General features: G+C 43.2%; 12 protein-coding genes. 1 reads left to right on the top strand and 11 read right to left on the bottom strand.

The window, feature by feature from the left end; translation table 11 throughout:
- Positions 1–232: 232 nt before the first annotated feature.
- Positions 233–946 carry a 16S rRNA (guanine(527)-N(7))-methyltransferase RsmG gene (rsmG, locus tag BVE84_RS09560; protein ID WP_076996781.1) on the top strand — a complete coding sequence of 238 codons (714 nt, stop codon included), beginning with the start codon at positions 233–235 and terminating at the stop codon, positions 944–946.
- A 384-nt stretch (positions 947–1,330) separates the two neighbouring features.
- Here the strand turns inward: rsmG and BVE84_RS09555 are convergent, their stop codons facing one another.
- The 11 genes from BVE84_RS09555 to celB form a co-directional block, all read right to left on the bottom strand.
- Positions 1,331–2,164, bottom strand: coding sequence for an energy-coupling factor transporter transmembrane component T family protein (locus BVE84_RS09555; protein WP_135017504.1), 834 nt, complete (start codon positions 2,162–2,164; stop codon positions 1,331–1,333).
- The gene (locus tag BVE84_RS09550) at positions 2,165–3,838 is read right to left on the bottom strand and encodes an ABC transporter ATP-binding protein (protein WP_076996780.1); all 1,674 of its coding nucleotides are present in this window, start codon (positions 3,836–3,838) and stop codon (positions 2,165–2,167) included.
- Positions 3,839–4,293: 455 nt separating this feature from the next.
- Entirely contained in the window at positions 4,294–4,746 is a 453-nt protein-coding gene (locus BVE84_RS09545; RefSeq protein ID WP_076996779.1) for an NUDIX hydrolase, read from the bottom strand.
- A gap of 637 nt (positions 4,747–5,383) precedes the next feature.
- Complete coding sequence (trhO, locus tag BVE84_RS09540) at positions 5,384–6,370, bottom strand: oxygen-dependent tRNA uridine(34) hydroxylase TrhO (protein ID WP_076996778.1); 987 nt, start codon at positions 6,368–6,370, stop codon at positions 5,384–5,386.
- Between the two features lie 149 nt (positions 6,371–6,519).
- Positions 6,520–7,071: an ECF-type riboflavin transporter substrate-binding protein gene (locus tag BVE84_RS09535; RefSeq protein ID WP_076996777.1), complete on the bottom strand. Its 552-nt coding sequence runs from the start codon at positions 7,069–7,071 to the stop codon at positions 6,520–6,522.
- 21 nt (positions 7,072–7,092) lie between these two features.
- Positions 7,093–7,941, bottom strand: coding sequence for an SAM hydrolase/SAM-dependent halogenase family protein (locus tag BVE84_RS09530; protein ID WP_076996776.1), 849 nt, complete (start codon positions 7,939–7,941; stop codon positions 7,093–7,095).
- A gap of 120 nt (positions 7,942–8,061) precedes the next feature.
- On the bottom strand, positions 8,062–9,051 hold the full coding sequence (gene lplA / locus BVE84_RS09525; protein WP_076996775.1) for a lipoate--protein ligase: 990 nt from the start codon (positions 9,049–9,051) through the stop codon (positions 8,062–8,064).
- Positions 9,052–9,841: 790 nt separating this feature from the next.
- Positions 9,842–11,281 carry a 6-phospho-beta-glucosidase gene (locus BVE84_RS09520; RefSeq protein ID WP_076996774.1) on the bottom strand — a complete coding sequence of 480 codons (1,440 nt, stop codon included), beginning with the start codon at positions 11,279–11,281 and terminating at the stop codon, positions 9,842–9,844.
- Entirely contained in the window at positions 11,278–11,898 is a 621-nt protein-coding gene (locus tag BVE84_RS09515) for a histidine phosphatase family protein (protein WP_076996773.1), read from the bottom strand. Before BVE84_RS09515 ends, BVE84_RS09520 begins: the two co-directional genes overlap by 4 nt.
- Positions 11,899–11,909: 11 nt before the next feature.
- Positions 11,910–12,509, bottom strand: coding sequence for a histidine phosphatase family protein (locus BVE84_RS09510; RefSeq protein WP_076996772.1), 600 nt, complete (start codon positions 12,507–12,509; stop codon positions 11,910–11,912).
- 574 nt (positions 12,510–13,083) lie between these two features.
- Entirely contained in the window at positions 13,084–14,433 is a 1,350-nt protein-coding gene (celB, locus tag BVE84_RS09500; protein ID WP_076996771.1) for a PTS cellobiose transporter subunit IIC, read from the bottom strand.
- Positions 14,434–14,444: the final 11 nt, after the last annotated feature.

Here is a 14,444-nt window from a genome sequence, read left to right as displayed (position 1 = left end):
TCATAATAGCAAAGTGAAAAACTTTCTTTGTGAACATCCATTCCGATGAAAAGTGTGGTAAAATGAAACATATAAGACCTCCAATTGAGTGTGGTAATTCCTGTTAGAAGTTGATTGTTTTTTTATTCTAGTGTACAGGTAAATCCACGAATTCTCAACTGGGGGTCTTTACATATTGTCTATATCACTTATTGACATTGTCCACTGGACACATTTATGATAAGATAGAACTATGAAACCAGAACAATTTTACACTGCCTTAGCAGCACAGGGCTACTCTTTAACAGATGAGCAAAAAGAGCAGTTTGCCCTATATTTTAACCGTCTGATTGAGTGGAATGAAAAGATCAATCTAACCGCTATCGTAGATGAGGAAGAAGTCTACCTCAAGCATTTCTACGATTCCCTTGCTCCCATCCTGCAAGGTTATCTCACAGATGAACCCATTCGCCTTCTGGATATTGGAGCAGGAGCTGGATTTCCCAGCCTCCCCATGAAGATTCTTTTTCCTGAGCTGGAGGTGACCATCATTGACTCCCTCAATAAACGCATCCAGTTCCTAACTACCTTGGCCCAAGAATTAAACCTCACTCGAGTCCACTTCTATCACGGACGAGCTGAAGATTTTGCCCAAAATAAAAAGTTTCGCGCTCAATTTGACATCGTGACTGCCCGAGCAGTAGCCCGCATGCAGATTCTTCTTGAATTGACAACTCCCTTTCTCAAGATACATGGAAAACTAATCGCCCTCAAATCATCAAGTGCCGAAGATGAACTGGTGCAGGCCAAAAACGCCCTCACTCTCCTCTTTGCCAAAGTGATCGAAAATGTAGACTATCGCCTTCCAAATGGTGACCCACGAACCTTGACCATTGTCGAGAAGAAAAAAGAAACCCCAAACAAATACCCCCGAAAGGCAGGCATTCCAAATAAACGACCATTATAAAAGGAGATGTTGTACCTACATCTCCTCTATGGTCTCCTAGTTTGAAAATCAACAGAGTAGTCCTGCTTGATTCAGGTCCCTGCTTTGTTTTTCTATCCTGGCTAGGACTTACTTCAACAGTCTATTCCTAGCCCAGTGAAGATTGGAATAAGCGAGTATGACTCGTATCAAACGCTCTCCTAGCTTGGGCTACCTACCCCACCAAAGGGATTCTTATCTGTAATCAGCTAAAGCCGAAACAGCTGCCTATCCACTAAAGGGATTCTCAGCTGTAATCAGCTAAAGCTGAAACAGCTGCCTATCCACCAAAGGGATTCTCAGCTGTAATCGGCTAAAGCCGAAACAGCTGCCTAAGCCCGTGTGAAAACTAGGCGCAGTCCCTACCTATTTCCAAGGGTTATAAAAACGTCCACCGTTGACGATAAACAATCCCCCTGTTAGCAGTAAGATGCTCACTGCAAGGAACAAAACCTGATAGTCTTTTTTTCCAAGAGCTTGGTAGGTATACCAGGTTCGTTTTTTATTTTTCCCAAAGCGACGGAGCTCCATGGCTGTGGATATGGTATCAATACGCGAGAGGGAACTAAAAATCAGTGGAATCACAAGTGCCAAATTACCCTTGATGCGTTCCAACAACTTGCCTTTTTTAGACAATTCAATTCCTCTAGCTTCCTGCGACATCCGAATCGTATAAAATTCCTCCTGAATATCCGGAATGTAGCGCATCGTCAAGCTGACCGAATAAGCGACTTTATAGGAGATTCCTAATTGATTCAAGCTCGATGCAAACTGACTCGGATGTGTGGTCATTAAAAAGATAACCGCAAGGGGAATGGTACAAAAATACTTCAGAAGGAGATTTAAGAGATAAAAGAGTTCTTGACTGGTTAGGCTATAGATACCAATCCCTGACCAGACGACCGTCCTTGCACCATACAACTCCACTCCATATTCTGGAGCAAATAAGTAGACCATAACTGCATTCATCAGAGCAAAAATCGTTGTCACAATAAGAATGAAGGAGATATCCTTCAATCGGATATGCGACCATTTGAATAGAAAAAGGGACAGGGTTGCAATCAGAAAGATCAGGCGTGTGTCGTAGGTAATCATAGCAGCTATTGAGACAATAAGGAAAAAGACGAGTTTACTAACGGCCGATACATCGTAAATGAACCCACTGCCAGCCCTATAGCCAATAATATTCATACTCTTCATCTATTCTGTCCTCTCTCTAGTCATGTAAAATTGGGTCAAGGCCAAGGCATCGACACCTAGTTTTTCAGCTAAGTGGAAAATACTAGTTTCTTTTAAATTTGCTGCCTCAATGGTAGTCTGGTCGGTCAAAATGCTGGCCGGATGAGCATCTGCCACAAGCTGCCCATCGACTAAGACAATGGAGCGGTCAGAGTAGTCCAACATCAACTGCATATCGTGAGTAATCATGATAATGGTATGCCCTTGACGGTTCAATTCATCGAGAAAATCCATGATTTCTGTATAATTTCGCTGGTCTTGACCCGCCGTCGGCTCATCCAGCAAAATAATTTCTGGATTTAAGACCAAGATAGAGGCAATCGTGACCCGTTTTTTCTGGCCAAATGAGAGCGCTGAAATCGGCCATTTCCGAAAAGGATAGAGGCCGCAGATGCGAAGCGTTGCTTCAACCTTCTCTGTCACTTCCTCTTCTGCCACTCCTCGCAAGCGTAAGCCCAGAGCGACCTCATCAAAAATCATGGTTTGACTAATCATCTGATTGGGATTTTGCAAGACATAACCAATGCGCTCTGCCCGCTCCTTGATTGAATCAGTCAAAACGGACTGCCCATTCCACAAGACTTCCCCCGAAACCTCTAAAAACTGACACAAGGCCTTGGCAAGGGTGGACTTTCCTGCACCATTCTTACCGATAATGGCCAGACGCTCCCCAGCGTAAATAGAGAGTGTGATGTCCTTTAGCACTTCCTTTTCACCATAGGAAACTTGCAAGTGCTGCACCTCCACCAAGGGACTTCCTGCCCTTTCTTTCACAGCAAGCCCAGGCAAATCCTCTACTTGGATGTCTGCTAAGGTCAACCCTTCTACACTCGTCAGGTCTACCTCTTTCTCCAAATCATAGCCTAATTGACGCAGAGTAGTCACATAAAGAGGTTCTCTAATCCCATTTTCCAGTAATAGGGTAGAGCGAAGCAGGGAATCTGGCGCTCCATTATACAAAATTCGTCCCTCATTGATTAAGACGATACGATCTACCTGGCGGTAGAGTACGTCTTCTAAGCGATGCTCAATAATAATGGTCGTGGCTTCCTGCTCCTTGTGCAGGCTGTCAATCAACGCAATCGTATCTTGTCCCGATTTAGGATCCAGATTAGCCAATGGCTCATCAAAAAGCAAAATCGGACTCTCATCAATCAAGACACCGGCTAGACTTACCCGCTGTTTTTGCCCACCAGATAGAGCCTGTGGTCTATGAGTGAGCAAATTCTGTAACTCCAAGCGATTCGCCCAGACTTGAATCCGTTCTTTCATTTCCTCCACAGGGATGACATCATTTTCAAGGGCAAAAGCCAAATCTTCTGCCACACTAAGCCCTATGAATTGTCCATCCGTATCCTGCAAGACTGTGCTGACAATGAGAGATTTCTCATAAATTGATTGTTCAAAAGCGTCCTTACCATCAATCTTCAAGCTCCCTGTCCTTGTCCCTTGGTAGATATTTGGAATAATCCCATTCAAACATTGACCCAAGGTTGATTTTCCAGAACCCGAGGGACCAACAATCAAAACCTTCTCCCCTTGATAAATAGTCAAGTCAATCTCCTGTAAGGTTGCCTCCTGCTGAGCACTATACTTAAAACTAAAGTTTTCAAACTCGACGATTGCTTTTTTCATAAACGCTACTATCTCATTTCTTCCGCAATTTCTAGCCCGTGAGCCATTTTCCCAGTGACTATGCAAAGACTTTCTGTCTCACTATTTTACCATAAAATCATCCTGAACCCACACTGTTTTTTGATGAGATACAAAGCCTGTTAGCGAAAATAGGATTGAAACAGTTCGGTGAACTGTTTCAACGGTCACCTAGAAATAAGAAAGTGAGCCTAGAAGTTCGGGGAGTAACCTAATCCAGTGGAGTGGAACAGTTCGGGGAACTGTTTCAGCTGGTCACCCAAAAATAAGAAAGTGACCATAGAATCCCGAACCAAGAAATCGGAAAGCGAGGATTAACCAGTTGAAACAAGAAAGTGACCACAGAAGCCTGAGCTAGGAAATAGGAAATCTGACGAAGAAACGTTTGAACACCTAATTAACTTCGCTCTTTCATTTTTAGGCTCAGGTAAGATACACTACTCTTTTTCTAACTGTATCACAATATGCTGAATGCGCCCATCCCATTTCTGTAGGCTATCTTTTAAAAATTTAGGGCGTAGGTCATAGCTTGGTAATTCTTCTAGTGGAATCCATTCACATTCAAAAGCATGTTCATCCATTGTGGTAGAGGGAACATCTCCAAAAAGTTCTACTTTGTAATGGAACTCTACCATGTGATGCAACTCACCTTGATAATCGAATCGATTCTCTACGACGTACATTAAATCTTGCACTGCACATGCTAAGCCTAATTCTTCTTTTACTTCTCTAGAAACTGCATCATAGCTAGCTTCTCCCACTTGCATAGCCCCTCCGACTAAATGGTTTTGATGATCAACTTTATAAGTCAGTAGTTTACCTTCCTTTATAATAATAGCAGTCACCCTCACACCATACCTACCATCTTCTGTAATGACTCTAAAATCCATCCGCTATCCTCCTTTATAATAGACTAGTATACCATTATCCGTAAGAATGCTAAAGTAGGGCGAACAATCTGCGCTTTTTTCCTCAATTTTTGCGAAGTACACGTCAATAGGGAAAACCAAAGGGGTAGTAAAAAAAGGTAGTAAATTTCGATGAGTTCAGCAGGCAAGAACTGGCGTAGTCATCAGCTACGCTTTTTTTACTGTATCCCAGTGTGTCTCACTGTGTCCTAAGAGTAGATACCTCCCCCTTACCTCTCCCCTCTTCAAAAAAAGAGGGGAGACTAAAAAGCCCCCAACAGTAGACTAGCTAGCCTACATTTTTGGGGGCCATCGTTAATACTCAATAAAAATCATAGGATTGAAACAGTTTGGGGAGTAACCTAATCCAGTGGAGTGGAACAGTTCGGGGAACTGTTTCAGCTGGTCACCCAAAAATAAGAAAGTGACCATAGAATCCCGAGCCAAGAAATCGGAAAGCGAGGATGAACCAGTTGAAACAAGAAAGTGACCACAGAAGCCCGAGCTAGGAAATAAGAAATCTGACGAGTGAAAAGCTCCAGTGGAGGTTTTCAGCCTATTTCTTAAAGCTAGTTGAGAGCTTGACCAAGTATCCTTTTGATTTTAAAAGAGTATACCCTTACGGTGCTACTAATTCATCCAGGACCTCACCGATCATTGCCAGACGCTCTATAACTTCTTCACGAGTCAACTTGTTTTCAGCGACATAGCGATTGCGCGGGTGAACACGGCATTCGTGTGAACAACCTCGGAGATACTTGTTCTCATTTTCTTCTGATGTCAAGATACGGCGGTTACAAAATGGATTTCCGCAGTTGACATAGCGCTCACACGGAGTAGCATCAAACCAGTCTTTGCCAACCACTATAGGGTCTACGTGGTTGATATCAACAGCTATCCGCTCATCAAAAACATACATTTTGCCGTCCCAAAGCTCACCACGGACTTCTGGATCTTTTCCATAGGTCGCAATCCCACCATGTAATTGAGCAACATCTTTATAGCCTTCACGGACCATCCAGCCAGAAAATTTCTCACAGCGGACACCACCTGTACAGTAGACTACGACACGTTTATCCATGAATGTTTCCCTGTTATCACGAACCCATTGGGGCAACTCGCGAAAGTTACGGATGTCAGGGCGAATCGCTCCACGGAAATGCCCCAGGTCATACTCGTAGTCATTACGTGTATCCAAAACAACCGTATCCTCATCCAAAAGAGCTTCTTTAAATTCCTGGGGAGAAAGGTAGGCCCCTGTTGTTTCAAGCGGGTTAATATCCGTATCGAAATCATTATCCTCTAAGCCCAAGTGGACAATTTCTTTCTTGTAACGTACAAACATTTTTTTAAATGCCTGCTCTTTTTCCTCATCAATCTTGAACCAGAGATCCTCCATACCAGGAAGTGAATGGACATAGTCCATATACTGTTGCGTCGTTTCATAATCACCAGAAACCGTCCCATTGATTCCCTCATCTGCCACGAGGATACGACCTTTTAGACCGATTGATTTGCAAAATGCCAAATGTTGCGCTGCAAACTCTTGCGCATTTTTAATTGGAACATATTTATAATACAGTAAGACACGAATATCTTTTGCCATAAGATTTCTTCTCCCTTTTTCTAAAAATTATCTGAATTTTATCATCCACCTCCCTATTATACTTCTCCCATCCAGCACAAAGCAATTTATTTGCCTGAAAATACAAATGAAACCTGCCCAGCTCTCACTGGACAGGTAGGTCTCTATGACTAATTTTCATCTTTAGACAGGCTATTATTTTGCACCTGTGTCTTAGCATATACCGCCAACAAAATTGTTCCAGCTATCGCAACAGTAGTAGCGTTGACAGCTCCTGCAATAACTCCTTGCGCAAACACTTTATTGGCTGGCTCATGGTAGATTAAGATATCCAAAACCGGCGCAAGGACGCCCCATAAAAGAATATTGGCAACAACCTGTACGCCATTGAACAGTAGGATATCCTTGGTGGTAAAAACACCCTCACTGATACGCAGGCGGTATTTCAAGGTCCCAACAAGCAGACCAAAGAGACCCGACGCTAGAATCCATGACCACCAAGGCCCATACTGCAGGGAGTCTTTAAGAGCATGCCCGATAAAACCAACTAGAAAACCAACAATCGGCCCAAAGAGAACGGCTAATAAAGACTGAACAGCATATTGAAGTTGGATAGAAGTATTAGGAATCCCTACAGGGATATTGATAACGAGGCTAATCACTACAAATAAAGCGGCTCCGATACCCGTTCCCACAACTGCTTTAATCGAATTATTTTTCATAGATACTCTCCTTCTTACTTCCTAAACACTCATTTTTTTAATTTCAATATGCCAGTTCTGCCCGACACCGACATTGTAGGCTTTGGCAAAGGAACCTTGGTTGATTGCAAGACCGACACGATAAAGCGAATTGATATAAAGTAGAGGCTGACCAATGCGGACATCTGCAAAGGACTTCCCATACGTCACTTGATTTTGATAGACCAACATATCATTGTTGTAAATGGTGACCTCAAAACGTTCTGAAAAGACAGGGGAAAGGCTATAAAACTCCTCACGAGTAATAGAGGTCCAGAGAGAGCCAAAACGGACGTCTAGAATGTCTATCGCCCCCTTAACAAAGTCAGCACCGACTTCGGTCTGAACAGTTGGAATTTCAATAATATCTTCCACCTTAAGTTCCGGCCCCACTTCCTCAAAAGTGATATGACCAGAAGCTAATTTTGCCCCAGTATAGGCATAGACATCGCGACCATGGAAGGTATAGGAATGCTCTGTATTCGCACGACGATTGGCCACTTCTGAAATCTCCCGCACTGCCTTGATGCCCACGTATTGCTTAATGAACGATAGGGTGCCATTATCAGGAGTTACGATGTAGTGATGTTGCTCTGTTAGAGCTACGACGCTCTTGCGCTTGGAGCCTACACCTGGATCGACCACCGAGACAAATGTTGTCCCCTCGGGCCAGTATTCCACCGTTTGAAAGAGGCGGTAAGAACCTTCAAAAATATTGTAAGGGGTAATATCGTGTGTCAGATGGTGAACCACCAAATCACGCGATTCTTGAAGCGCTACTCCAATCATAGCGGACACCGCTCCGTCAACCAGACCGAAGTCCGATTGTAAAACAAGTAAATTATTTGACATAGCTTCTCCTATTAGTAAAATGACTCTTCTATCATATCAAAAAATAAGCTACTTGACCAATACCAAACCTTTATGGGGACCTATAGTGAATCCTTATAGGCTGACTTTCCTTCCTCTATGTTAGGCAACAATCGCTTTTGCGACTTCTTCTGCCGTCATCCGTGAGAAATAGTGGGCTATCTCAACTGCTTGGAGCCTTGCAAGTACATCAGCATACTCATAGCGCGTTCCGACAAGTAGTCCCTCAATATCTGCGACATCTCCGATTCCGAAAAAGTCCCCGTAAATCTTAATGGATTCAATGACTGATTTTTCTGCCTTGACATACGTGGTGATTTTCCCAGCAGGATAACGAACACTGCGCTCTACAGTATACTCAGGTGTCTGACCAAAGGTCCAGTCCCAAGTCCCAAACTGCCTATCCCGAATTTCTTGGATACGCATCAACTCCTCCTCTGACAAGACATATTCATCCATATCGGGATATTCTTGCTTCATTTGGTTTAAAATAGCATCTTTAAACTCCAAAACAGTCATTTTTTCAGGTAGTTCACTATTGATGTTGGTCACGCGCGCACGGACTGATTTAACTCCTTTTGATTCAATCTTATCCTTGCTGACTTTCAAGGCTGCACCTAAAACCGTCATATCAACATCAAAGAGCAGGCAGCCATGGTGCATCATACGCCCCTTGGCATAGGCTTGGGCATTGCCACAGATTTTCTTCCCATCAATTTCAAGGTCGTTACGCCCTGTAAAATCAGCCTTGACGCCCAAGGTTGCTAACGTATCAATAACTGGCTTTGAAAAGGTCTTGAAATCAAAAGCCCCTTCGTCTGCCTTATTGGAAATGATCGTGTAATTTAAATTATTCAAATCATGGTAGACAGCACCACCACCTGATAAGCGACGCACAACATGGATGCCATGACTATCCGTGTACTCCTTGTTGATTTCCTGTATGGCATTTTGGTGCTTGCCAATGATAATAGCAGGCTCATTGATCCACAAGATAAAGAGTTCATCCACATGGGTTAACTCCTTAAAAGCATAGGCTTCTAGTGCGATGTTATAGGCGGGATCATTGCTGTTGTTTACAATATATTTCATGTAAAACTCCTTTAAATCTTCATTCATGCCCATTATAGTAGAAAGGATGGTGATTGGCAAGTATCGGGAACTGCTATCATCATTTATACGCATACTCTTTAAAAATCAACAGGTACTTGGTCAAAAGCCTCGGTGGATTGCAACAGTTCGGGGAACTGTTGCAACTGGTCACCTAGAAATACGAAAGTGACCATAGAAGTTCGGGGAACTGGTGCAACTGGTCACCTAGAAATACGAAAGTGACCACAGAAGTTCGGGGAACTGGTGCAACTGGTCACCTAGAAATGCGAAAGTGTCCATAGAAGTTCGGTGAATTGTTTCAACTGGTCACCTAGAAATGCGAAAGTGACCACAGAAGTTCGGGGAACTGGTGCAACTGGTCACCTAGAAATGCGAAAGTGTCCATAGAAGTTCGGGGAACTGGTGCAACTGGTCACCTAGAAATGCGAAAGTGACCACAGAAGTTCCGGGAACTGGTGCAACTGGTCACCCAAAAACAAGAAAGTGACCATAGAAGCCTGGGCTAAGAAACAGAAAAGCAAGGCTAGATTAACTCATTGGTTGCAAGACAACTCGCTTCGATTACCTATTTTTTCTAGGAGTTACTTCAACAGTCTAGGGATAGACTGTTGAAGGTTAGAAATAGAACGAGCATAGCTCGTATCAAACGCCCTCGTATCTTGTGGCTGGTGTTCAGTAAGTATCAATAAAAAAGATTGAGGAACATTGTCCGCAATGGACGCTTCCCTCAATCCTTGCTATCCTAAAAGAGATGGCCTAACTGGTGCTATCAATCCAAGTCTGCACCGTTACTCGCAATCACCTGCTTATACCAGTCAAAGGACTTTTTCTTGGAACGTTTGAGGCTCCCCTTGCCGTCATTATCGCGGTCCACATAGATAAAACCGTACCGTTTTTTCATCTCGCCTGTCCCGGCAGATACAAGGTCGATACAGCCCCAGGTAGTATAGCCTAACAGCTCCACACCATCCTCGACAATGGCGTCACGCATGGCTGCAATATGCTGGCGAAGATAATCAATACGATAATCATCCACAACATAGCCGTTTTCATCTGGGATATCGATGGCTCCCAGACCATTTTCAACGATGAACATTGGCTTTTGGTAACGATCCCAGATGGCATTTAAGGTAATACGAAGCCCTAAGGGGTCAATCTGCCAGCCCCATTCAGAAGCCTCCAAGTAGGGATTTTTGATAGAGGCAAAGATATTCCCCTCTGTCTTTTCACGCACTTCTGGATTGCCTGAGGCAACACGGCTAGAATAATAAGAAAAGGAAATAAAGTCCACCGTATGCTCCTTTAAAAGAGACCTATCTTCCTCAGTCATGCTTACTTCAATCCCCAGTTTCTCCCACTTCTTCTTGGCGTAATTCGGATATTCACCCCGCGACTGCACATCGATGAAGAAATAATTTTCGCGATCTTCCTTCAAGGCCTCCCAGTAGTCTCTCGGATGGGCAGTGTGCGGGTAATACTGACCGGCAGCCAACATGCAGCCGACCTTATTTTCAGGGTCAATCTCATGGGCCAATTTTGTCGCTATAGCAGAAGCCACCAATTCGTGATGGGCTGCTTGGTACTTCACTTCTTCCTCGTTTTCCCCTTCTTCAAAGTAGAGTCCTGCCCCCATAAATGGAGCATGGAGAATCATATTGATTTCATTGAAGGTCAGCCAATAGGTCACCAACCCCTTATAACGAGTAAAGAGGACTCGGCACAGACGCTCGTAAAATTCCAGCATTTTCCGATTTCGCCAACCGCCATATTCGGTAATCAAGTGCATCGGACAATCAAAATGGGTAATGGTCACCAGAGGTTCTATACCGTATTTACGGCACTCCTTGAATACATCCTCGTAAAACTGAAGCCCTTTTTCATTTGGTTCTAATTCATCCCCCTTTGGAAAAATACGAGACCAAGCAATCGAAAGGCGGTAGGTCTTAAAGCCCATCTCTGCAAAAAGAGCAATATCTTCCTTAAAATGATGATACATATCAATGGAGTCTTGGGCTGGATAAAAATACCCCTCCTCAAAATCAAACATCTTCTTTTTCCCAGCGATAATCGGAAAACGATCCGGACCGATCGGCACTACATCAACATTGGCAAGACCTCTCCCGTCTACATTATAGGCTCCTTCACACTGATTGGCAGCTGTCGCACCACCCCATAAAAATCCTTCTGGAAATCCTTTTGTTACTGTCATTTTTTCTCCTTTTCTGATCCTTCTTTTTGATAGAGAGTTTCTTTGTTGACAGGGTCAACAATGCTGAGCAAGTCATAGTTGCCGTTTTCGTAGGTAAAGGTCAATAGCGCACAATTACGCATTCGCACTCGCGGATAATCTGTCAATACCTGCCTGAAAAATTGGGCAATAGCTGCTCCGTGACTGACGACTAAAATCGACTGATTATCGGATTGCTCCATGATCCCAGTAATGGTTTCTACCATTCGTTGTCGGACATCTTGATAAGACTCACCACCATAGGTCACAAAGTAATCACTGTAGCCAATATCTCCTTGGAGAGGAGGGTTAAGATATTCCTGTTGCCCCTCAAAAGCTCCAAAATCTTGTTCTTTCAACCCCTTTAAGCGGATATAATCCGTCCTTTTGGATACCAATTCGGCTGTGTCACAGGCACGTTCTTGGGTTGAAGAATAGATTTTATCGAACTCAATCCCCTGTTCTTGAAAATACTGGTGAGCAGCTAGTGCTTGCTCTTTTCCTAATGCCGTTAAGGGAGAATCACAGGCTCCTTGAATGCGACCTTGTTGATTAAACCGAGTTTGTCCATGGCGCATTAAGTATAGTTGTGTTGCCATCTTCCTCCCCCTTACAAATCAATCACTTGATTAAGGACTGGATTTATCACTTTTACTAAGCGAATCTGTTCCCCATCGTATTCTAACTGACAAATGGCACAGTTGCTAAATCGAAAACCAGCTGGAAGTTCGATCTGATGGTGCAACATAAAGCCCCACATGGCTGCGCCATGACTGACAGCTAATACTGTTTTTTCAGCCTGTTCTGACACCATCTCTTCTATCGTCTGAGCTACTCGTTGTCCGACTGTACGAATATCCTCACCTCCGAAAGGCACCAAGAGGTCTTCAAATGAATTGGCTCCTGGACGAAACTTGGGCAAAAGCATTTCGGGTTGTGCTTCAAAAATGCCGAAATCCATCTCTTTGAGCCCTTTTAATTGCTGGACGTTCTCCTGGCCTGACACAATCTTGGCAGTATCTGTCGCACGCTCCTGTGTGGAAGAATAGACTGCACCAAACTGGATGTCTTGCTCAGCAAAGTAATTCTTAGCTGCTTCTGCTTGCACCCTGCCATTTTCCGTCAAAGGAGAATCGCAAACGCCCTGTACACGACCTTGGGTATTAAACAAGGTTTCTCCATGACGCATGAGATAAATCGTTTCTACCATTCGCTATCCCTCTCTTTTCATTTTTATAAAGAATATCTACCTATTCAAAATAGTTGCTGCGTTTGTCTCAATCAAGTCCCTATAGAAGTAGAAGGAATCCTTCCGTGAACGCTCAAAACTGCCCTTTCCTTGGTCATCCGCATCTACTTGGAAATTGTTTTGTCATAGTACAATGCTCCTTCTGACTTTATTAGCTATATAATAGCATAAGAACTCCCTTCATTCCTACCCGATAATATGCCAAACTGATACTATCCTATGCTATTTCCAATGATCACTATTCTTAAACTATTGGATAGTATCCTAGTGAAAACTTGTAACAAAAGAACGGTTTTCTATCGATCAGTATTAACAAGAGTAGTAGAAATATTATTTTAAGAGTCCATAGGCATTGATAGTCCCTTCATCAAGTCAACGACAAAAAATCTTCTTCTCTTGTCCTACCTCAGATCCCCTGATTTGTAAGGAAGAAAGCAACGATGATACTATCTTATGTTTATCTAACAATGTCTCCTTATATTCTCTTTATAGCAAAACTCCTTGAACTTAAAAGAAGCCAAGGAGTTTCTCTAGTTTAAGCATTTGCCGCTTCTTCTTTTAGCAACTGTTTATTGTATGCACGAATGAATGGATAATACACAAGGAAGGCAACAACCGCACAGACAAGTGAAACAAGAATTGCACGCCAGTCAGCTGTCCCAAGGAAGGCACCGATACCAACTGGAGTTGGCCATGGTACTTGAGCAACAACTGCATTGATAAGATTCAACTTCATAGAGAAGTAATACACCGTCATAGAAGCAATTGGAGCAAGCATGAATGGGATTGCAAGTGCTGGGTTATAGATGATTGGCAAACCAAAAATCAATGGTTCGTTGATATTAAAGATACCTGGAACGATTGAGGCTTTCCCGATAGCACTCAACTGCTCTGAACGAGCACGTGTTGCAAGCCAGATACAAAGACCCAGAGTTGCCCCAGAACCACCTGCAATGACAAACATATTTGAGAACTCACCAGCAACAATCATTCGTTCACCAGCAACATTGAGCGACATATTTGCAAGAGCAATTGGACTGATAAAAGCAAAGATAATATTTGCTCCGTGAATCCCCACAATCCACAATGCTTGTGTCAAAAGATAAATAACGACCAAACCAAGCCATGAGTTGGTCAAGTTCGCTACAAATCCAAATGGAATAGCAATTACTTTAAAAATGTCTGTTCCCAGTGCAACTAGGAGGCCGTTCAAGCAAATCACGAAGAAGGCTATTACAAATGATGGAATCAAAGCTGTAAAGCCGCGTGATACACCCTCTGGTACTGAATCGGGCATTTTGATAACCCAGTTATTTTTCACGCACATCCGATATAGCAGAACTGCCGCAACAGCCATGATGATTGCCGTAAATATACCTGTTGTACCAAAGCGTGTTACGCCACCACCCATTGCCCAGCCATCAACAATTACTGCGCCTTCTTCCAGAGAGCTGACTGTCGACATAGCGCCTTTTTCAAAAATAATTTGAGGAACGGTCATGATGAAAGCAAAGAGGGATAGAAGCGCCCCATTAAGCGGAGTCAAATTCAGCTCTTCTTCCTCAGCGTAAATTTTTGTCAATTCATATCCAATAGCAAGTGCAAAATAAAGTGATAGCACCCCCATAGTAGCAGTATTGGCAACCATATATAGTGGGGTAAATTTATCAAAAGATGCTGCAAAAATATCTGCAACGATTGGCCAGAATGAAAATGCTTGTGGTAAGATACTGAAAACCAAGAACATCGAACCAACAATCGTAAATGGTACGGCAGCCATACCAGCAGCTGTGATGGCACGTACAACTTTGTAAGATGCCAGTTTCCCCATTGGTCCCATCAGATATTTATCTAATAGCCCAAAGAACCCTTTTTGTTCTTCCATGTGAAGACCTC

Source organism: Streptococcus azizii, assembly GCF_001984715.1.
Taxonomy (GTDB): Bacteria; Bacillota; Bacilli; order Lactobacillales; family Streptococcaceae; genus Streptococcus; species Streptococcus azizii.
The sequence above is the reverse complement of the archived record's forward strand: the minus strand, read 5'-3'. Positions and strand labels throughout refer to the sequence as shown.